This window comes from Reyranella sp., assembly GCF_030651995.1.
Lineage (GTDB): Bacteria > Pseudomonadota > Alphaproteobacteria > Reyranellales > Reyranellaceae > Reyranella.
On record NZ_JAUSBN010000017.1, the window covers coordinates 26,196 to 45,642 of the forward strand.

Annotated in this window: 17 protein-coding genes; 7 read left to right on the top strand and 10 right to left on the bottom strand. The window is 66.7% G+C overall.

The features are described 5' to 3' along the window. Positions 1–68: 68 nt before the first annotated feature. Positions 69–1,676: a citramalate synthase gene (gene cimA / locus Q7V45_RS04015; protein WP_304847352.1), complete on the bottom strand. Its 1,608-nt coding sequence runs from the start codon at positions 1,674–1,676 to the stop codon at positions 69–71. Positions 1,677–1,853: 177 nt separating this feature from the next. On the opposite strand from cimA, the gene Q7V45_RS04020 reads away from it, so the two are divergent. The 6 genes from Q7V45_RS04020 (at position 1,854) to Q7V45_RS04045 (ending at position 8,893) form a co-directional block, all read left to right on the top strand. Then, complete coding sequence (locus Q7V45_RS04020; RefSeq protein WP_304847355.1) at positions 1,854–3,020, top strand: Fic family protein; 1,167 nt, start codon at positions 1,854–1,856, stop codon at positions 3,018–3,020. 32 nt (positions 3,021–3,052) lie between these two features. After that, positions 3,053–4,171 (top strand): mandelate racemase/muconate lactonizing enzyme family protein, encoded by a 1,119-nt coding sequence (locus Q7V45_RS04025; RefSeq protein ID WP_304847358.1) that lies wholly within the window; start codon positions 3,053–3,055, stop codon positions 4,169–4,171. A 133-nt stretch (positions 4,172–4,304) separates the two neighbouring features. Further along, entirely contained in the window at positions 4,305–5,897 is a 1,593-nt protein-coding gene (locus Q7V45_RS04030) for an ABC-F family ATP-binding cassette domain-containing protein (RefSeq protein ID WP_304847361.1), read from the top strand. 102 nt (positions 5,898–5,999) lie between these two features. Next, positions 6,000–6,980, top strand: a complete 981-nt coding sequence (locus tag Q7V45_RS04035; protein ID WP_304847364.1) for a TRAP transporter substrate-binding protein — start codon at positions 6,000–6,002, stop codon at positions 6,978–6,980. Positions 6,981–7,040: 60 nt separating this feature from the next. Next, positions 7,041–7,589 (top strand): TRAP transporter small permease, encoded by a 549-nt coding sequence (locus Q7V45_RS04040; protein ID WP_304847367.1) that lies wholly within the window; start codon positions 7,041–7,043, stop codon positions 7,587–7,589. Beyond that, positions 7,586–8,893 (top strand): TRAP transporter large permease, encoded by a 1,308-nt coding sequence (locus Q7V45_RS04045; RefSeq protein WP_304847370.1) that lies wholly within the window; start codon positions 7,586–7,588, stop codon positions 8,891–8,893. Before Q7V45_RS04040 ends, Q7V45_RS04045 begins: the two co-directional genes overlap by 4 nt. 19 nt (positions 8,894–8,912) lie before the next feature. Here Q7V45_RS04045 and Q7V45_RS04050 read toward each other — a convergent pair whose 3' ends face one another. The 5 genes from Q7V45_RS04050 to Q7V45_RS04070 all read right to left on the bottom strand — a co-directional run bounded on the left by Q7V45_RS04050 (position 8,913) and on the right by Q7V45_RS04070 (position 14,313). Continuing rightward, the gene (locus Q7V45_RS04050) at positions 8,913–9,407 is read right to left on the bottom strand and encodes a hypothetical protein (RefSeq protein WP_304847373.1); all 495 of its coding nucleotides are present in this window, start codon (positions 9,405–9,407) and stop codon (positions 8,913–8,915) included. A 9-nt stretch (positions 9,408–9,416) separates the two neighbouring features. Continuing rightward, a complete protein-coding gene (locus tag Q7V45_RS04055) occupies positions 9,417–10,787 on the bottom strand; it encodes a peptidoglycan DD-metalloendopeptidase family protein (protein ID WP_304847377.1) in 1,371 nt (456 codons plus the stop codon). Positions 10,788–11,162: 375 nt separating this feature from the next. Further along, entirely contained in the window at positions 11,163–12,020 is an 858-nt protein-coding gene (locus Q7V45_RS04060) for a RimK family alpha-L-glutamate ligase (RefSeq protein ID WP_304847380.1), read from the bottom strand. Positions 12,021–12,034: 14 nt separating this feature from the next. Next, positions 12,035–13,096, bottom strand: a complete 1,062-nt coding sequence (locus Q7V45_RS04065) for a M48 family metallopeptidase (protein ID WP_304847383.1) — start codon at positions 13,094–13,096, stop codon at positions 12,035–12,037. A 2-nt stretch (positions 13,097–13,098) separates the two neighbouring features. Then, on the bottom strand, positions 13,099–14,313 hold the full coding sequence (locus Q7V45_RS04070; RefSeq protein ID WP_304847386.1) for a YjgN family protein: 1,215 nt from the start codon (positions 14,311–14,313) through the stop codon (positions 13,099–13,101). Positions 14,314–14,375: 62 nt separating this feature from the next. Here Q7V45_RS04070 and Q7V45_RS04075 point away from each other — a divergent pair, with 62 nt between their 5' ends. After that, positions 14,376–16,400 carry a methylmalonyl-CoA mutase family protein gene (locus Q7V45_RS04075; RefSeq protein WP_370692555.1) on the top strand — a complete coding sequence of 675 codons (2,025 nt, stop codon included), beginning with the start codon at positions 14,376–14,378 and terminating at the stop codon, positions 16,398–16,400. Between the two features lie 65 nt (positions 16,401–16,465). On the opposite strand, the gene Q7V45_RS04080 is transcribed toward Q7V45_RS04075, so the two are convergent. The 4 genes from Q7V45_RS04080 to Q7V45_RS04095 all read right to left on the bottom strand — a co-directional run. Beyond that, positions 16,466–17,854, bottom strand: coding sequence for a PepSY domain-containing protein (locus Q7V45_RS04080; protein ID WP_304847392.1), 1,389 nt, complete (start codon positions 17,852–17,854; stop codon positions 16,466–16,468). Between the two features lie 38 nt (positions 17,855–17,892). Beyond that, complete coding sequence (locus tag Q7V45_RS04085; protein ID WP_304847395.1) at positions 17,893–18,309, bottom strand: biopolymer transporter ExbD; 417 nt, start codon at positions 18,307–18,309, stop codon at positions 17,893–17,895. A gap of 11 nt (positions 18,310–18,320) precedes the next feature. After that, positions 18,321–19,052, bottom strand: a complete 732-nt coding sequence (locus Q7V45_RS04090) for a MotA/TolQ/ExbB proton channel family protein (protein ID WP_304847398.1) — start codon at positions 19,050–19,052, stop codon at positions 18,321–18,323. 11 nt (positions 19,053–19,063) lie between these two features. Then, positions 19,064–19,447, bottom strand: a 384-nt coding sequence (locus Q7V45_RS04095) for an energy transducer TonB (RefSeq protein ID WP_304847401.1), incomplete at its 5' end; no start/stop codon positions are given.

Below are 19,447 nucleotides of genomic sequence, written 5' to 3' on the forward strand. Positions count from 1 at the left end.
CCCCACTCTACCCAAGGTCAACCGGCAGGTGCGACATGGCAGCTACGCCGGCTGCGCCGGAGGTGCTGCTAGGCAGGCTGGGCCGGGCGAGCGCCATCGCGGAAGAGCTTGTAGGTGATGGCGTCGTAGAGCGCGTTGTAGGAGGCGTCGACGATGTTGGGCGACACGCCGATCGTGCTCCAGCGCCGTCCCTTCGCATCCGCACTCTCGATCATGACGCGGGTCGTCGCCGCCGTACCGCCTGCCGAATCGAGGATGCGGACCTTGAAGTCGACCAGCCGCATGTCCTCCAGCTCGGGATAGAGCGGCACGAGCGCCTTTCGCAGCGCAGCATCGAGCGCATTCACGGGGCCGTTGCCCTCGCCCACTTCCATCGCGCGTCGGCCGGCGATGTCGAGCTTCACCGTCGCCTCCGACAGCGCCACGGTCTGGCCGCGCGCATTGACCCGCCGCTCCGCCAGCACGCGGAAGCTCTGCAGGGCGAAGTAGTCGGGCACGGTCTGCAACTCGTGCCGCGCCAGCAGCTCGAAGCTCGCGTCCGCGCCATCATAGGCATAGCCCTCGGATTCGCGGTCTTTCACGATCTCCAGCAGGCGCGCGACGCCGGGGTGCTTGGGATCGACCTCGAGGCCGATCTGGCGGAAGCGCGCCATGATGTTGGAACGGCCGGCCTGGTCGCTGACCACGATGATGCGCTGGTTGCCGACGACTTCCGGGTCGACATGCTCGTAGGTCCTGGGGTCCTTCTCGACGGCGGATACATGCAGGCCGCCCTTGTGGGCGAAGGCGCGCGTGCCGACATAGGCTGCGCTGCGGTTGGTCGGCATGTTCAGGCGGTCGTCGAGCAGGCGCGAGAGGTGCGTGAGCCGCTGCAACGCCCCGTCCTTCAACCCGGTGTCGAAGCCCATCTTCAGCACGAGGTTGGGGATCAGCGAAATCATGTTGGCATTGCCACAGCGCTCGCCCAGACCGTTGATCGTGCCCTGGACCTGGCGCACGCCGGCGCGCACCGCGGCCAGCGAGTTGGCCACGGCGTTCTCGGTGTCGTTGTGCGTATGGATGCCCAGCCGGTCGCCTGGGATCTTCTTGACGACTTCGCCCACGATGCGCTCGATCTCGTGCGGCAGGGTTCCGCCGTTGGTGTCGCAGAGGACCAGCCAGCGTGCGCCCGCTTTCTCGGCAGCGGCGAGGCAGGCCATGGCATAGTCGGGATTGGCCTTGTAGCCGTCGAAAAAGTGCTCGGCGTCGAACATCGTCTCGTCCATGCGCGTCTTCGCATAGGCGAGCGAATCGGAGATCATCTCGAGATATTCGGTCCGGTCGACCTCGAGCGCCACGTCGACATGGAAGTCCCAGGTCTTGCCGACCATGCAGACGTTGCGCGCCCTGGTCTGCAGGATCGCGGCGAGGCCGGGATCGTTGGCAGCGCTGCGGCCGGCCCGGCGGGTCATGCCGAAAGCCACGAACTTGGCGTTCTGGAACTCCGGCGGATCGGCGAAGAACCGGTCGTCGGTCGGATTGGCCCCCGGCCAGCCGCCCTCGATGTAATCGACGCCCAACCGGTCGAGCTCGCGCGCGATCGCGGCCTTGTCGGCCACAGTGAAATCGACGCCCTGCGTCTGGGCCCCGTCCCGCAGGGTGGTATCGAAGAGATAGACTCGGTTGGATGACGTCATGGCTCGGCCTTTTCGAAGGGCCGGGACCATACGCCCCCAGCCAACCCTATATAAGCGCCTATTTTTCTCTTCCTTAAATAGGGTTATGTATTTAAACCTATTTAAGAACAATTACGCTCGCCCTTGCATAGGTTTGCCGTGCGCAGAAGTGATCTAAGCGGGCCGGTCCAACGCCAGTTGAAAAAGCTCCCCAGGCCGTTCGAGTCCCACTACGGCGTGGTTCCCTTGCCGCCGCCGGAAGAAGCAATAGCGCTGTCTACAGCCCTGCCCCACCTGCGCGCAGCGTCCGAGGCTTTGGGCAGGGTCAATACTCTCGCCGCTGAGCTGAAGGACCCCTTCATCGTCAGCCGCATTCTCACGAGGCGCGAGGCCGTGAGCAGTTCCGCCATCGAAGGCACCAACAGCACCTTGGACGAGCTGTTGAACATGGAAGAACGGGACCTCGACGATGGTCAGGCGGTCACGGACGCAACGGCCCAGGTTCGCGACTATGCCCGTCTGCTGGAAACCATAATCCCCCACGCAGCAGAACGAGGTCCGGAGGTCTTCACCGTTGAGTTGATCCGTGATCTCCATCGCAACGTCATGGCCAGCGATTCGACCTATCAGGACGAACCTGGCGTCCTTAGAAAGAACGTGGTGTGGATTGGCGGCGGTGGAAACATCGCGAACTCCACCTACAATCCGGCGCCCCCGGGAGACATATCCCGGTCGCTTGCGGAGACCATCGACTATCTCCGCTGCAACGGCGCGCAGACGGTCAACCAGCATCTCGTCACGCGCATGGCAATTTCCCACGCGCATTTCGAAGCCATCCATCCCTTTCACGACGGCAACGGCCGCGTCGGACGTCTGCTCCTGCCGCTCATGATGGCGGCCGGCGGTCAGACTCCCCTGTATCTCTCGCCCTATATCGAAGCTCACAAAGACGACTACTATGCGTCGCTCAAGGCTGCCCAGCAGCGACTCGACTGGGCCCTGGGCGTCGCTTTCCTGTCCAAGGCCATTGTCAGTACCGTGGAGGAACTCGTCGTTACGCGCGATGCGCTGGCACGACTGAGCGAAATCTGGAGAGGACGACAGAGACTCCGTGCAGGCTCGGCGGCCCTGCGGGCGCTCTCGATCCTTCCACACTATCCCATCGTGACGACCAAGCGGCTGATGGCGCTGCTGGACGTCAGCCAGCCGGTCGCTCTCGAAGCCACCAACCGGCTAGTGGAACTCGGCATTCTGAAGGAGCGGACCGGTTACCAGCGCAATAGAGTGTTCGCGAGTCCAGAGGCGCAGACCGTCATCAACCGGCCCTTCGGCGCGCCGCCGGTCCTTCCCGGCGACGCCAACTAGAAGTCGCTCACTCAATCGCTCGGAGAAACGCCATGACCACCGCCACCACCATCACCGAACTGCGCACGACGCTCCTGCAGGTGCCGTGGCGGTCTTCGCCCCCCGCCGCCGGCATCCTGGCGCCGGGGCCGCGCGAGATCTTCGTGCTGGAGATCGAGACGCAGGGCGGGCTGGTCGGCATGAGCTACCTGATGCCGCTTCATGGCGGGCTGCACACGCTGGACGCCTGCATGAAGGAGCTGGTCGCGCCCTACGTGATCGGCCGCGATGCCACCGAGATCGAGGGCATCTGGCAGACCCTCTACAAGAACAATTTCTGGCTGGGCCGCATGGGCGTCACCCTGGTCGCCCAGAGCGCCGTCGACATGGCGCTGTGGGACATCGTGGGCAAGCGCGCCAGCCTGCCGCTGTTCCGCCTGTGGGGCGCCGCACGCACGAAGATCCCGGCCTACGGGTCGGGCTGTTTCCGGGGCCTCGGCCGCGACGGCATGATCAGCCGAGCGAAGGAGTTCACCGCCCAGGGACTCAAGGCCATCAAGATGCAGGTGGCGCACATCCGGCCGTGGCGCGAGGACGTCGAGAACGTGAGAGCGATGCGCGAGGCGATGGGCGACGGCATCGAGATCATGATCGACGTCAACATGGGCTGGGACGCCGACACCGCGATCCAGGCCGGCCACCGCATCGACGAGTTCGATCCCTACTGGCTCGAGGAGCCGGTCGTCGCCGAGGACTTCGCGGGCTATCGCCGCATCGCCGCAGCGCTGAAGACGCGCGTGGTCGGCGGCGAGAGCCACTTCATGAGGAACGACCTCCGGCCCTTCTTCGAGCATCCCGGCACGCCGATCCTGCAGCCCGACCCTATGCGCGGCGGCTACTCGGAGCTGCGCAAGATCGCATCGATGGCGGAGCCCTACGGCATCCGGCTCGCGCCGCACCTGTTCCACGAGCAGATGGTCCATGTCCTGGCCTCGATCCCCAACGCCAGCTACCTCGAATACATGGACTGGAACGACGATCTCTGGATCGAGCCGGTCCTGCCCGCGCAGGACGGCACCATGTCGCCGCCGGAACGCCCCGGCCACGGACTGGCCTTCCGTCCGGAGGTCCTGAAGGACCATCGCATCGGTGGCCAGCGCCTCAAGGGCTGACCACGTGCTTCCTTGATTCGCGCGACGGTCGCGACTACCTAGCGACCGTCGCCCACAGAAATGGACCGCAGCACAATGGATTTCCACCTGACTGCAATGCCTGCCCGCCTTGCCATCAGGGGATTCCATTTCCATGCCTTCCATCAGGCTTTCCGGCCTCGCCGCGACCACGGCTGACGGCCGCACCCTCTTCGCCAATCTGGATCTGAGCTTCGACGGCGGCCGCACCGGCCTGGTCGGCCGCAACGGCGTCGGCAAGACGACGCTGCTCGAGATCGTTGCCGGCAGGCTGCCGCCGCATGCGGGAACGGTGTCGACGACCGGCACGCTCGGTGTCCTGAGGCAGACCGTGCAGGTCGCTCCCGACGAAACGGTGGCCGACCTGATGGGCGTGGCCGGGACTCTCGACGTGCTGCGCCGCGCCGAGAATGGCAAGGCCACCGCCGACGAGCTGGCTTCGGCCGACTGGACCCTCGAAGCGCGCATCGCCTCGGCGCTCGGTCGTGTCGGGCTCGTCGCCGAGCCTGCGACGCTGCTGTCGACACTCTCCGGCGGGCAGCGTACGCGCGCCGCCTTGTGCGCCCTTGTCCTCGCCGAACCGGACTTCATCCTGCTGGACGAGCCCACCAACAATCTCGATCGCGAGGGGCGCGCGGCCGTGGTCGAACTTCTGTCGACATGGCGATCCGGGGCGATCGTCGTCAGCCACGATCGCGAGCTGCTGGAGACGATGGACGCCATCGTCGAGATGACGTCGCTCGGCGTCACGCGCTATGGCGGCAACTGGAGTCACTATCGCGAGCGCAAGTCGCAGGAGCTGGCTGCCGCACGACACGACCTTGCCGATGCCGACCGCCGCGTGGCCGAAGTGACTCGCGCGGCGCAGGCGACGTCCGAGCGCAAGGCGCGCAAGGATGGCGCCGGCCAGCGCAAGCGGGCGAAGGGTGACATGCCCCGCATCCTGGCCGGGGCGCGACGGAGCCGCGCCGAGGCCACCTCGGGCGACAATGCGCGTGTCGCCGAGCGGCGACGGACGCAGGCCGTCGAGGACGCCGCCGCCGCGCGGCAGCGGATCGAGATCCTGCAGCCGCTGTCGATGGTCTTGCCCTCGACGGGCCTGCCCGCCGGCCGGACTGTGCTGCGTCTCGACTCAGTAAGCGCGGGCTATGGAACGGACGCCGCGATCATCGAGGGCCTCTCCTTCACCCTCACCGGCCCGGAGCGCGTGGCGCTCACCGGACCGAACGGGTCGGGCAAATCAACGTTGCTCGCACTCGTCGCCGGCAAGCTCGTCCCGCGGTCGGGCAACGCACGGCTGCACACGGACGTCGCGATGCTCGACCAGCAGGTGAGCCTGCTCGATCCGACTCTGTCGATCCGTGACAACTTCCTGCGGCTCAATCCAGAGGCCGACGAGAACGCCTGCCGCGCCGCCCTCGCCCGATTCATGTTCCGCGCCGATGCGGCGTTGCAGATGGTGTCGACGCTGAGTGGCGGCCAGATGCTGCGTGCCGGCCTCGCCTGCGTGCTGGGCGGCACCAGGCCGCCGCCATTCCTGATCCTCGACGAGCCGACCAACCATCTCGACATCGGGTCGACCGAAACGGTCGAGGCCGGGCTGCGTGCCTATGACGGCGCGCTGCTGGTGGTCAGCCATGACGAGCCCTTCCTCGAAGCGGTCGGGACCACGCGCCGCCTGGAATTACCGGCCCGGAGAGTCGTCTGACGACGAGGTGCTCGCCCTGATGGCATGGAAGTTGCAGACACTCTGGCAGTTATCACCGGGGAACAGGGGACAGGGATGAGCTTGATATCGAGGATTTCCGCAATGAAGCTGGCCGCTGCCGCCGTGGGCGCAAGCCTTGCGCTGGCGAGTACGGCCAGTGCGCAGACGCAGTGGATCATGGCCAGCGGCTACCCCGAGAACAACTTCCTGACCCAGAACCTGCGCAAATGGGTCGAGGACGTGGAGAAGGGCACCGCGGGCAAGCTCAAGATCACGCTCCACACCAACGACAGCCTGATCAAGCTCGACAGCATCAAGTCGGCGGTCCAGCGCGGACAGGTGCAGGGCGGCGAGATCCGCCTCGGCGTCTACGGCAACGAGGACCCGATGTTCATCCTCGACGGCGTTCCCTTCGTGGCTTCGACCTACGAGGAAGCGTGGAAGCTGATGGAACTGCAGGACCCGTATTTCAAGGGCCTGTTCGACAAGGCCGGCATGGTGATCTCGGGCTACCAGGTTTGGCCGAGCCAGGGCTTCTACACCAAGACGCCGGTCAACTCGGTCGAGGACTTCAAGGGCAAGAAGATCCGCATCTATTCGACGGCGACCCAGAAGATGGCGACCCTGCTGGGATTCAACGCGACGATCCTGCCCTTCGCCGAAATTCCACAGGCCTTCTCCACCGGCCTGATCGAAGCGCTGTTCACCAGCGCCCAGACCGGGGTCGACATCCAAGCCTGGGACAACACCAAGTATTTCACCGATGTCGGCGCGATCCTGACGAAGAATGCGCTGATCTTCAGCAAGCGAGCCTTCGCCGCTTTGCCGGCGGCGGATCAGAAGGTCGTCATGGACGCGGCAGCGGCCTACACCAAGCGGTCCTGGGAGATGAGCAAGGCGGCCGGTGACGAGAAGGCAGCCGTCCTGAAGAAGAACGGCATGACGGTTACCGCAGGGCCACCGGCGGTGCTCGCCGCCATGAAGAAGGTCGGCGTCCAGATGGCCGACGAGTGGAAGGCGACGGCGAGCCCCGCGGCCGTCGCGGTTCTCACCGCCTATATGTCCGGTCAGAAGACCAACTGACGTCCTGAGGCGCCGGGCTGCCTGCTGCAGCCCGGCGTTCGTCTAGATGATGGTGATGTGATGCGGCGTGCGTTGGATATTCTCTACAGCTCGAGCGGACTACTCTCCGCTTTCTTCCTGATGATGATCGGCGTCACGATCCTCCTGCAGATTGCGGGGCGCTTCCTCAACTTCGCCTTCGACGCCACCGAAGTCTCAGGCTTCTGCATGGCGGCGTCGACGTTCTTCGGCCTGGCCTACACGTTGAAAGCCGGTGCGCATATCCGGGTCAATCTCCTGGTCGGAAAGCTCTCGGCGCCGAATCGACGGCGTGTGGAGATCTGGTGCTGCACCCTTGGAGCGGCCGCCGTCGCCTATGTCTCGGTCAATGCCTGGCTGATGGCTTACGATTCCTTCCTGTTCGGCGATACCAGCCCCGGCCTCATGGCAGTGCCCTTCTGGATCCCGCAACTCGGCATGGCCCTCGGCGCTTCGATCATGACGATCGGCCTGGTCGACGAGCTGGTTCAGACCCTTGGCGGCAGGATCCCGGATTTTGCCGATGCGGAGGCACAGGCCATCGGCGACGAACTCGAAGCGGCTGGCGCAGCAAAGGCGACCACGCGATGAGCGGCGAGGCCATTCTCGCCCTGACGGTTCTGGGCACCCTCTTCCTGCTGCTCGCGAGCGGTGTGTGGATCGGCATCAGTCTCGTCGTCGTCGGCTTCGTCGCCCTGTTCTTCTTCACGCCGGCGCCCGCAGGATCGCTTCTCGCCAGTACGATTTGGGACTCGAGCTGGGGATGGGCGCTGACCGCCCTGCCGCTCTTCATCTGGATGGGCGAGATCCTGTTTCGGTCGCGACTGTCGGAGGACATGTTCAAGGGGCTGGCCCCCTGGCTCGGCTGGCTTCCGGGCCGGCTGCTGCACGTCAACATCCTGGGCTGCGGTGTCATGGCTGCGGTCTCCGGCTCGTCGGCCGTCACCTGCGCCACGATCGGCCGCATGAGCATGCCGGAGCTGCGCAAGCGCGGCTACCATGAGGGCATGGCGATCGGGACCCTGGCCGGCTCCGGGACGCTCGGGCTCCTGATTCCCCCTTCGATCATGATGATCGTGTACGGAATCACAGCGCAGGTCTCGATCGGGCGGTTGTTCATTGCCGGTTTCCTGCCCGGCTTCATGATGATCGGCCTGTTCATGGCCTACACGGCGGGCTGGTCGCTTCTCAATCCGACCAAGGTGCCGCCCGCAGATCCGCGAATGTCCTTCGGCGAGAAGATCTGGAACGCGCGCCGCCTGATTCCGGTCATCCTGCTGATCGTCGCCGTGCTGGGCTCGATCTATGGCGGCGTCGCGACGCCCACGGAGGCTGCCGTCATGGGCGTGATCGGTGCCCTCATCCTCGCGGCGGTCACCGGTTCCCTCTCCTGGGCAACGTTCAAGGAGAGCCTGTTGGGCGCGGTCCGGACCAGTTGTATGATCGGATTGATCCTGGTCGGCGCCGCCTTCGTCACCATGGCGATGGCCTTCACCGGCCTGCCGGCGACCATGGCAGCCTGGGTCAACGGGCTGGGTCTCACGCCCTATGGGCTGATCTTCCTGCTGACCCTGCTCTATATCGTGCTGGGCTGCTTCCTCGACGGCGTTTCCATGATCGTTCTGACGGCGCCCGTCGTGCTGCCGATGGTCACCGCCCAGCAGATCGACCCGCTGTGGTTCGGAATCTACATCGTCCTGGTCGTCGAGATGGCGCAGATCACGCCGCCGGTCGGCTTCAATCTCTACGTGCTCCAAAGCCTCACCGGCCGCGACATCTGGACCGTGACGAAGGCCACCGCCCCGTTCTTCGCCCTGCTCTGTCTCGGCGTGGCCCTCATCACGCTCTTTCCTGACATCGTCACGGTCCTGCCGCGGCAAATGACGAACGGATAGGAACGGCTGCAGGGCGCGCCTATGCCGATGGTCCGATACACTGCGCGATGAACCGCCGGCTCACCTGCTCGTAGACCGTGTCGCCGGTTCTCGTCGCGAGAAGCGCGGCCCGTGCGTCCGACACGACGGCCGTGGCGCGGCCTGAGGTTCCGCCGCAGGTGACGCGCTTCGCGACCGGCGCCGAGGACGTCCCGCCGACACCGCGCAGCGGCTCCAGGAGATCGTAGACCTTGGGGACGTCGGGGGCGGGCGGCGAACCGCAGATCTCATGATCGGTCGACATCCAGAGATGGACGCTCCCGGCCGGTCCACAGGTGATCTCCTCGATCACCTCGCTGTCGCGGAAGCCCACCGTCAGGCGGTCGGCACAGAGTTGGTAGACCAGCACGTTCACGCCGCCCTCGCCGCCGTCGAGGACGCCGCCTTCGCAATCCGACGCACGCGCCGCGCCGCCCGCCTGCATCACCGCCGAAGCGGCCAACAGGAGCAGGCAGAGGGCGGCGGTCCTGGCCATGAGCTGCCGTCAGTTGCTGTCTTCACTGCGAAGCGTGACGGCGGTCTCACGGACGCGATCCGTTTCGGCGATCTGGACCTTGAAGTTTTCCAGATCCTTGCCGGCGAGACGCGTGCGCTGCGCGGTGCGGGCCATGGTGAGCGGATCGATGGGGCGGCCCCCGCGATGCAGCTCGAAATGCAGGTGCGGCCCGGTCGAGAGGCCGGTGCTGCCGACATAGCCGATCACCTGGCCCTGGCGCACGCGCGCACTACGCTTCACGCCCGGGGCGATGCGCGACATGTGCGCGTAGCCGGTGGCGAGACTGCCTTCGTGCCCGATCTTGACCCAGTTGCCGTAGCCGCCAAACCGACCGGCCTCGATCACGTGTCCGGCGCCGGCGGCGAGAATGGGCGTGCCGGGCGGTGCGGCGAAGTCGACACCGGAATGCAGTCGCGTGAACTTCAGGACCGGATGGCGCCGCAGGCCGAAGCGCGACGAAATCCGGCTCATGTTCAGTGGCGTGCGCAACAGCGCCTTGACCACACTCTCGCCCTCGGGGCTGTAGAAGAACTCCTCCCCGTCGCGCGGCTTGAACCGGTAGATGCTGTAGGTCTCGGCGCCGCCGCCCGTGGTGATTTCGGCCCACAGCACGCGGCCGTCATCGGCCGGCTTTCCATCGCTGGTCCATGAGCGTTCGACCAGCACGTCGAACCGGTCCCCGGGCTTGATGTCGTGCTGGAAGTTCACGTCCCACGAGAAGGCGCGCAGCATCTCCGCCAGAGGCCCGTGCGGTACCCCGGCGGCCTCGGCGCTGGCGATCACCGATCCGTCGACCTCACCCGAGGCGCGCATCAGCCTCGGCGCGACCTCGAAGACCTCCTCCTCCATGCTGTAGCCGCCGTCGTCGTCGCGCTCGACGTTGAACGCACGCTGCGGCTCGGGACGGATCGACAGGCCGACCAGAACCGTCGGCTTCTCTTCCTCGTGCAGACGCTGCAGCTTGACGATCAGGGCCTGGCCGATCGGCAGGCGATCCAGGCGCACGCGATCGGCCAGGACTTCCACGATCTCGGCGACCTCGGCGGCCTCGATGCCCAGCCGGTCGAGAACGCGGGCGACCGTATCACCCTTCTGCAGTTCGATCGCGGCTTCGACATGCGGCGGTCCGAAGTCCGGCGGCGCGGGATCCGCCATGTCGGGATGCGGCAGCACCGTCGCGATGTCGGTCACTGGCATCTCCAGCGGCATGTCCGATGCTTTCGGCATCGCCATCAGCGCCACCGTCGTTCCCGACTCGGGATGGAGGTCGAGTTCGGCGGCCACTCCCTGGGATGCCCTCTTCGCCGGCAGCGCCAAGAAGCTGACCATCGCCACGACCACCAGACTGCCGAAACACATTCCGACGTTCTTCCAGGGGCGCCCCGCCGAAACCGCGGGACGAATCTGTTCAAAGGGGCGCTGTGCCATGAAAGCCTGGGGATTGGGCATTCCTGGGAGGTCCTCGAGGACAGGGGTTGGGAAGATGCGAGACGCTGAGCCTGCGTCGGCGCGTCGGGAGAATTAGTCGGAAAGTTGGCAGCAATGTGGTTCCGCGTCGTCGCGACGCGGTGTGGTGCGATACCTGACGCAGCGGCGATACGTTTCACATGCGCGATGCCGCGCCTTTGTTTCGGCGATATCGCACATCATCTGTCGCCGCATGGTGGCAGCGTTGCTGGCGTGGCTTTCCGATGGGACGCATCTCGCCTTTGTGGCCGGCGGTGTCGCCCGGCTCTAGGCGAGGCGCTTCAGCGTCGCCTCGGCGAAGCGTTCCGCCGAGAGCGGGTCGAACTCCATGAACAACGCCGGCTCCAGCACCTCGACCTCGATCACGATCAGCACGCCGTCGCGCACGACACCGTCCACGCGGGCGTAGAGCGGCATCTCGGGCAGGGTCGCGAGGCAGTCCGCGCCCTGATGCGTGACGGCAGCCGGCGGCGTCTCGGCGGTGCGCGTCGGCTTGTAGCGTGAGTTGGAGCGGAATTCGCCAGGTGGTGGCCGCTTGCGGATCGCGTGGCTGAAGACACCGTCGAAATAGATCAGCGACAACTCGCCCTCGGCGATCTCCGGCAGGAACTCCTGCACCACGACGCCCGCCTGGCGCGCCTCGTCGGCAAGGCCCGCCACCTGCCCGGCCAAGGTCGCGCGCTGCAGAAGCTCGACCGAATGGCCCGACGCGCCGCTGGCGGGCTTCACGACGGCCTGCGCCCAACCGGTTTCGTCGAAGACCCGGCCGATCGCCGGCACCTCGCAGGGCACGACAAAGCTTCGCGGCACGCGCACGCCCGCCGCCGCGAGCTTCTCCACATAGTCCTTGCGCAGGTTCCAGCGCACCAGTTCGATGGAATTGAACAACCGTGTCGCCGCCGCCATCGCCTCGGTCCATGCCTTGAAATCGTCGAGCGCGCGAAAGTAACCCCAGGTCGAGCGCAGCACGACGGCATCGGCGCCGGCGAACGCCTCGCGCGGCCCGTCCCAAGGCGCGCCTGCCACGCGACATCCGTGCCGCTCGAGCGCGTCGGCGTAGAGCCGGTCCGACGCGGTGATGCCGGGGTCATCGGCGCAGGTAGCGAGAACGACGTGGAGATCCATGACCTGACCGACCGCTACTTGCAGACGTTCCGGAGCGCCTGCCACTCGGCGGCGCTGAAGGCCGGGCGGCCGGTGGCGGGACGCTTCGTTGCCTCGATGCGCTCCCGCGTCGGCGGGTGGCTCGACCAGATACCGGCGGCGCTGGCAGCGTCCGATGGCTCCTTCTCGAGCATCTGCTCGAAGAAGGTCGAGACGCCGTCGGCCCGCAGGCCGCGCTGTTCGAGCAGGCGCACGCCGGTGGCGTCGGCCTCGCGCTCGAAGGCCCGGCCGTTGCGCATCGCCAGCAACGCACCGCCGCCGGTGCCGAACGTGCTCAATATGTCCGAGTAGCCACCGGTCAGGACCTTGAACAGAAGGTCGATGCCGTAGGCGCGCGCCACGCCCTTGATCGGGTGGTCGTGCACGACATGGCCGATTTCGTGCGCCAGCACGCCCGCGACCTGCGAACTGTCTTTGGCCTGGGTGATCAGGTCCGAATAGAAGACGAGGATCGAGCCCGGCAGGGTGAAGGCATTGACCGGCCCGCCCTCGACGATGTGCACCGTGACTTCGTGCTTGTAGCCGGCCTCCTTGGCGAGGTCGTTGGCCAGCCGGTTGATCGCCGCGAGGCCCACCCGGCCCTGGCAGGTCTCCTTGTCGGCCAGCAGCTCGTCCAGCACGGACTCGCCCAGCTTGGCCTGCAGCGTGTAGGGCAGCAGCGGAACGGCATATTCGGTGCCGTACTCCACCGCACTCCAGAAGAGACCGACCAGAGCGACGATCGCCAGCGAATAGGCGCCGAGGCGCGGCGCGACCTTCACCGGTTCGAGCGCCAGCGGCTTCAGCGCCGGCACCAGCGAGACGAGCTGCGCCCGCCAGGCCGGATCCTCGACCACCAGCCGCGCGTCGCTGCCGCGAAGCGCGAGCGGCGGCACGGCCTCATGGTGCGAATCGCCCAACACCACCATGTCGGCGACCGGCCAGCGTGCAAGGACGGCGGATTCCGCCGGCCGGTGGATCAGCAGCTCGTGGCTGGTAAACTTCAGCATCACTTCCTGCACGTCGGCGGTCATACCGTCGTAGTAGCGGGCGGCCATCGTCAGACTCCGCTCACGTCGAACATGTCGAGCAGGCCCTCGCCATAGCCCGGCCCGCGATCGGCCGGCTGCCGGATCTCGCTGCCCTGCGGTGCGCCATAGATCCAGAGCTGGCCCGCGATCAGCTTCATTGTGCGGTGCATCACCCATGGCCAGCCGATGCCCAGGGTCAGCAGCACGATCAGGTAGTTCAGAACAAGGAATCCCCACATCTGCCAGGTCGAAATGGCGGTGGCGAACAGCACGTTGCCGGCACGGCTGTGGGTCACGAGGTAGCGCATGAGATAGGCCTGCCACCAGCAGCGCAACGGCAGGATGAGCAGCCCGAACAGGATATAGGCGCCGAAGGCGACGAGCAGCAGCACGACGACGGTGTGCAGGCTGGGATGGGCGAACAGCTTCAGGAAGTCGTCGGAGGAGACGCCCAGCGTCTCGAGCGTACCGCCGACCGCCATGAAGGTGGCGACGGCTGCTGCGACCCAGGCCAGGATGTTCAGGAAGTAGTAGCCGAGATAGCGGCCGTAGATGTCGCCCGCGCGGCCGGCGAAGGTGAACCCCTGCGTGCCGACGCGGGTGTTGACGATGCGCGGGCGCGCGAGGTTCACCGACACGACCGGCGTCAGCAGGTAGGCGGTCATCGCATTGGCAAACTGCAGGAAGGTCGCGGTGGCGCCGTAGCCCCAGGCCGAGCCCGCCATGCCGCACCGGATGCCGCGCCAGCGGGTGCGCGAGAGCTTGTAGCGCAGGCCGGCATAGTGGCCGACATAGGCCAGCGGAAAGCCGATCAGGACGACCGACAACGAAAACAGGTCGAACAGGCCGAAGCTGGCGAACGGCTTCTCGTGGAAGACGTACAGCCACACCAGGTACATGAGGCCGGACCAGGCGGCGACCAGCAGCAGCGCCAGCAGGAAGCCGATCATCAGCTCGATGCCACGGCCGCGATACTCGAACCGGTCGCCCAGCACCGAGAGATGGTTCCAGACATAGCGCCGGATGCGAGTACGGCCCCAGAAGCGCGACCAGCCCAGGGTCAGCAGCATCATCGCGAGATGGCGAAGGTATATGGCATAGAGCTCGCCCAGCCGCCCGTCATAGACCGGGCGGCTCGGGGTCAGATCCGGGCTCCAGGGTGTACCGGGGACAGAGGTCGGGCTGGAGGTTCCTGTCGACGCCTGTGCGGCCGCCTGAACCCAGGGGGAAGAAGCGTCGCTCAAATCCCCTCTTTTCCCTTCCGCCGCGCTGCAAAATCTTCGATGCTGCGACGCAGCATGATCTGGTGTACCCAAGAATACGTCAACAGCCCTGCGAACCGCCACACATGACAATTCCGAACCGCGACAAGCCCTGGCTCATTCGCACCTATGCTGGCCATTCCACGGCCGAGAAGTCGAACGAGCTCTACCGCACAAACCTCGCGCGCGGCCAGACCGGCCTCAGTGTCGCTTTCGATCTGCCGACGCAGACCGGTTACGACAGCGATCATGTGCTGGCCAAGGGCGAGGTCGGCAAGGTGGGCGTGCCGATTTCGCATCTCGGCGACATGCGCACCCTGTTCGACGGCATCCCGCTCGACCGCATGAACACGTCGATGACCATCAACGCGCCGGCGGCCTGGCTGCTCTCGCTGTACATCGCGACCGCCGAGGCCCAGGGCGTCGAACGCTCGAAGCTGCAGGGCACGACGCAGAACGACATCATCAAGGAATATCTCTCGCGCGGGACCTACATCTTCCCGCCCGAGCCGTCGCTGAGGCTGACCGCCGACACGATCGGCTTCACCTATCGCGAGGTTCCCAAGTGGAACCCGATGAACGTCTGCAGCTATCACCTGCAGGAAGCCGGTGCGACGCCGGTGCAGGAGCTCGCCTTCGCGCTGGTGAACGCCATCGCCGTGCTCGACGCGGTGAAGGCGCGCGGCCAGGTGCCCGACGCCGACTTCCCCAAGGTGGTGGGCCGCATCTCCTTCTTCGTGAATGCCGGCATCCGCTTCATTACCGAGATGTGCAAGATGCGGGCGTTCGCCGAGATGTGGGAAGACATCACGCTGAATCGCTACGGCATCGCCGATCCTAAGCAGCGCCTGTTCCGCTATGGCGTGCAGGTGAATTCGCTCGGTCTCACCGAGCAGCAGCCCGAGAACAACGTCTACCGCATCCTGCTCGAGATGCTGGCCGTGGTGATGAGCAAGAATGCGCGCGCCCGCTCGGTGCAGCTCCCGGCGTGGAACGAGGCGCTGGGCCTGCCGCGGCCGTGGGATCAGCAATGGTCGCTGCGCCTGCAGCAGATCGTGGCCTTCGAAACCGACCTGCTCGAATACGGCGACATCTTCGACGGCAGCAAGGAGATCGCGGCCCGGGTCGAGGCGCTGAAGCAGGAGGCGCTGGCCGAGATGGGCCGCATCGCCGACATGGGCGGCGCCGTGGCGGCCATCGAGGCCGCCTACATGAAACAGCGCCTGGTCGAATCCAACCTGAAGCGGCTGGCCGCCATCGAATCGGGCGAGCAGACAGTGGTCGGTGTCAACGCCTACACCGAGGGCGCGGCCTCCCCGCTCTCCGGCGGCGGCCAGGAATCGATCATGACGGTCGACGAATCGGTCGAACGCGGCCAGGTCGAGCGGCTGAACGCCTGGCGGGCGACGCGTGACAAGGCCGCGGTGAAGGCGGCCCTCGCGGAACTCGTGGCTGCCACGAAAGAAGACCGCAACGTAATGCCGGCCTCGATCGACTGCGCCAAGGCCGGCGTCACGACCGGCGAATGGACCGACGCGCTGCGCAGCGTGTTCGGCGAATATCGCGCGCCCACCGGCGTGGCCCGCGCCGCGGGCGTCACCGACGGTCGTCTCGAAGCGACCCGTCGCGAGGTCGACGCGGTCTCCCGTCGGCTCGGCCGGCGCATCAAGATGCTGGTCGGCAAGCCCGGCCTCGATGGTCATTCCAACGGCGCCGAGCAGATTGCCGTGCGTGCCCGTGATTGCGGCATGGAAGTCGTCTACGAGGGCATCCGTCTCACGCCCGAGCGCATCGTCAATGCCGCGCTCGAGGAGAGCGTGCATGTCGTGGGCCTGTCGATCCTGTCCGGCGGCCACGTCTCGCTGGTCGGCGATGTGCTGAAGGGCATGCGCGAGGCCGGCATCGGCGACGTGCCGGTCGTGGTCGGCGGCATCATCCCGCCCGCCGACGCCGCTACGCTCATCGCAGCCGGTGTGGCACGCGTCTACACGCCGAAAGATTTCGACCTCACGCAGATCATGCGCGACGTGGTCGCCGTGGTTGATAACGCGTGGAAGGAAGCGGCTTAGCGCACGCTTCGCGCCGCCCCGTCCCCTGGCCTCTCCCCCTCGCGGGGTCGCCGACGGCCATGATATCAGGCAGGCTTCACGCGACGCACCAACAGACGTTCCAGGCCGAGCAGCAGCAGGACCGAGGCGCCGAAGATCGGCAGCAGCAGGCACATCACGGTCGCGGTCGCGATCAGCGCCCGCGGCCGCCGCAGCTCGACCTTGCGTGGGATGCCGAGCCCGCCGCGCGGCCTGCGCATCCACCAAGAGGCGACACCGGTCACGGTGAGCCAGACGAGCGACGACGCGAAGGCCGTGTTCATCCAGAGATTCCACAGGCCGAAGTCGCCCTGGTGGACATGAATGCCGAAGCCGACCATGCGCGGGATCAGGGGCTGGTCGGCACGCAGCGCATCCCGCGTGACCTCTCCCGTCTTCGGGTTGCCGAGGATCACCCGGTCGGCGGAGGGTGGACCGTTACGGTTGCTGACATAGAGCGGCGCCCCCGGCCAGGGGGCGAGGCGCACGCTGAGCGCCTGGCTGATGCCGCGGGCCCGCGCCTCTGCCACGAGATCGTCGATCGGCTTCTGCGCGGCCTCCATCTGTCGCGCCGAGGCGCCGCCGGGCGAGAAGCCCGCGGTGCTTTTCTGATTCAGCGCCGCCTGCACCCGCGACAGGACTTCTCCGCCCCAGAATGCGGTCCATGGCAGGGCACTGATCAGAAAGAAGAGGAACACCGCGGAGAAGAGGACGGCGACGATGGCATGGAGGTCGCGCACCGCCATGCGCGCGCCCCGGTCGAAGCGCGGCCACAGGGCGGCGAGGAACCCGCGCTGTCGCGGCCACCAGAGATAGAGGCCCGAGAGGATCATGAAGATCGCCCAGCCGTCGGCGAGTTCGAGCAGCCAGCTCCCCGGCTTGCCCAGCGGCCAGCCGCCATGCAGGGCTTTGGTGAGGCCCGGCAGCCACTGGCTTCCCGTCAACGAGCCCAGCACCCGCCCGCTATAGGGGTCGACGAAGATCGGATACGGCAGTCCGCTCTCGTTCAGCATCATCACCTGGGTGCTGCGGCGCGGATCGTCGGACAGGATGATCTCCTGCACCGGCGGGCCGCCCTGCTCCGTCATCGCGCCATGGTCATGAGCGCCGCCGCCGCCGTGGCCATGGCCGCCGGTCAGCTTGGCCGAGAATTCCTTGGGCGCCGCCTCGAGCGCCGCGGCAAGTTGCACGCTGGGAGGCACCGTCGCCGCGCCCGGCTGGACGAAGCGCAGTTCGGGATGGGCCTGATCCATTCCCCATTCGGCCCAGAGATAGATGGTCCCTGTCGTGCTTTGCCAGAGCACGAACGGGATCACGAGGAGCGCCGCGAGCAGGTGCCAGCGCCAGAGCCGTGCGTACAGGCGGCCGGCGGGCTGCTCCGCCGATGGACCGGCGGAAGCGACGTGCTTCGTTGGACCCGCAACATAGTCGGACATGGTTCCTCACACGGGAATACGAGGTGTGACGGCCGGGCTCATCGCGCCGGTTCGCTGACGAAGGCGATCTTTGAGAGGCCGCCCTTGGAGGCGTCGGCGAGGGTCTCCATGACGTAGCGATAGGGCACGGTGGCGTCGGCGCGGAGATAGACCTCCGGCTGCGGCCGCTTGAGGCCGGCCTCGGCGAACTTCTCCATCGCCTCCTCCCGGGTCAGCCGCTCGCCGCCCCAGAACAGCGAGCCCTGGGCGTCGATCGCAAACTCGATCTTCTCGGGCTTCTGCAGGTCGGCGTTGGCCGTCGCCTTGGGCAGGTCGAGCTTCACCACGTTGGTCAGCAGCGGCGCCGTCACGATGAAAATGACCAGCAGCACCAGCACCACGTCGATCAGCGGCACCATGTTGATCTCGGCCATCGGCTGGGACGATGTCTTGCGTTCGAAACTTCCGAATGCCATTGCCCGCCCCCTCAGTTCACGGCCGCGAGCGGCACGCCGCCCGGCTTGCGGCCGGCATGCAGCGCGCGGCCCATCGACAGGAAGGTCAGCAGCTCGAAGGCGAAGGCGTCGAGCTTCGCCGTCAGCACGCGGTTGGAACGGGTCAGCCAGTTGTAGCCCATGACCGCCGGCAACGCGACCGCCAGGCCGATGCCGGTCATGATCAGCGCCTCGCCCACCGGGCCCGCCACCTTGTCGAGCATCCCCGAGCCCGACATGCCGATCGCCACCAGCGCGTGATAGACGCCCCACACCGTCCCGAACAGGCCCACGAACGGCGCCGTCGCCCCGATCGTGGCCAGCATGGTGAGGCCGTTCTCCAGCGAGGTCGTCTCCTCGTCGAGCACCTTCTTGATCGTGCGCGTCAGGAACTCGGTCTCGCTGCCCGCCTCCTCGAGCTTGGCCGCGCCGAACTTCGCATGGTGCGCCTGGGCATGCAGCGAATGCGCCGTCAGATGGCCGAACGGCTCCTGCGCCCCGTGGACGCTGAGTTCGTGCTGCACCTGCTCGAGCGACGTGGCGCTCCAGAAGAAGGTCAGGAACCGGCGGCTGCGCTTCTGCCGGATGACCTGCCCGATCCCCTTGTAGATGATCAGGTACCAGGAGATCGCCGACATCACCGCCAGCACGCCCAGCAGGATCCGGGCGACGATGTCCGCCTGCGCGAGAAAATGGCCGAAGCCCAGGGCCGATGCGTCGCCCATGCGATACTCTCCTACTGCAACACGAATTTGATCGGAACGTGGACCCAGACCGCCTGCGCCAGGCCGCCTTCCACGTAAGGTCGGAACTGCGCGGCGCGGACCGCGCTCAGCGCCGCCTGGTCGAGATCGGCATGGCCCGACGAAGAAGCCAGCGACACCTGGGCCGGCCGGCCGGTCACGTCGACCAGCACGCGGATCGTCGCCGTCCCCTGCTCGCCCGCCCGCCGCGAGCGCGTCGGATAGGCAGGATTGGGCTGCACCAGCCAGCCGAGTTGCGAGGCCTGCACCGTGCGCGGGGCCGCCGGGGCCGCCGGCGCGGCCTGTTGCGGCCCCGCCTCGACCGGTGCGGCCGGCCGTGCCGGCTGCGGCTTGCGCTGCACCGGCTTCGGCTCCGG

Bases quoted from the DNA above. Each gene is read 5' to 3' on its own strand.
- Q7V45_RS04090 (WP_304847398.1), bottom strand. From the start codon at position 19,052: ATGGGCGACGCATCGGCCCTGGGCTTCGGCCATTTTCTCGCGCAGGCG.
- Q7V45_RS04085 (WP_304847395.1), bottom strand. From the start codon at position 18,309: ATGGCATTCGGAAGTTTCGAACGCAAGACATCGTCCCAGCCGATGGCC.
- cimA (WP_304847352.1), bottom strand. From the start codon at position 1,676: ATGACGTCATCCAACCGAGTCTATCTCTTCGATACCACCCTGCGGGAC.
- Q7V45_RS04040 (WP_304847367.1), top strand. From the start codon at position 7,041: ATGCGGCGTGCGTTGGATATTCTCTACAGCTCGAGCGGACTACTCTCC.
- Q7V45_RS04055 (WP_304847377.1), bottom strand. From the start codon at position 10,787: ATGTGTTTCGGCAGTCTGGTGGTCGTGGCGATGGTCAGCTTCTTGGCG.
- Q7V45_RS04050 (WP_304847373.1), bottom strand. From the start codon at position 9,407: ATGGCCAGGACCGCCGCCCTCTGCCTGCTCCTGTTGGCCGCTTCGGCG.
- Q7V45_RS04045 (WP_304847370.1), top strand. From the start codon at position 7,586: ATGAGCGGCGAGGCCATTCTCGCCCTGACGGTTCTGGGCACCCTCTTC.
- Q7V45_RS04065 (WP_304847383.1), bottom strand. From the start codon at position 13,096: ATGGCCGCCCGCTACTACGACGGTATGACCGCCGACGTGCAGGAAGTG.
- Q7V45_RS04030 (WP_304847361.1), top strand. From the start codon at position 4,305: ATGCCTTCCATCAGGCTTTCCGGCCTCGCCGCGACCACGGCTGACGGC.
- Q7V45_RS04035 (WP_304847364.1), top strand. From the start codon at position 6,000: ATGAAGCTGGCCGCTGCCGCCGTGGGCGCAAGCCTTGCGCTGGCGAGT.
- Q7V45_RS04060 (WP_304847380.1), bottom strand. From the start codon at position 12,020: ATGGATCTCCACGTCGTTCTCGCTACCTGCGCCGATGACCCCGGCATC.
- Q7V45_RS04080 (WP_304847392.1), bottom strand. From the start codon at position 17,854: ATGTCCGACTATGTTGCGGGTCCAACGAAGCACGTCGCTTCCGCCGGT.
- Q7V45_RS04025 (WP_304847358.1), top strand. From the start codon at position 3,053: ATGACCACCGCCACCACCATCACCGAACTGCGCACGACGCTCCTGCAG.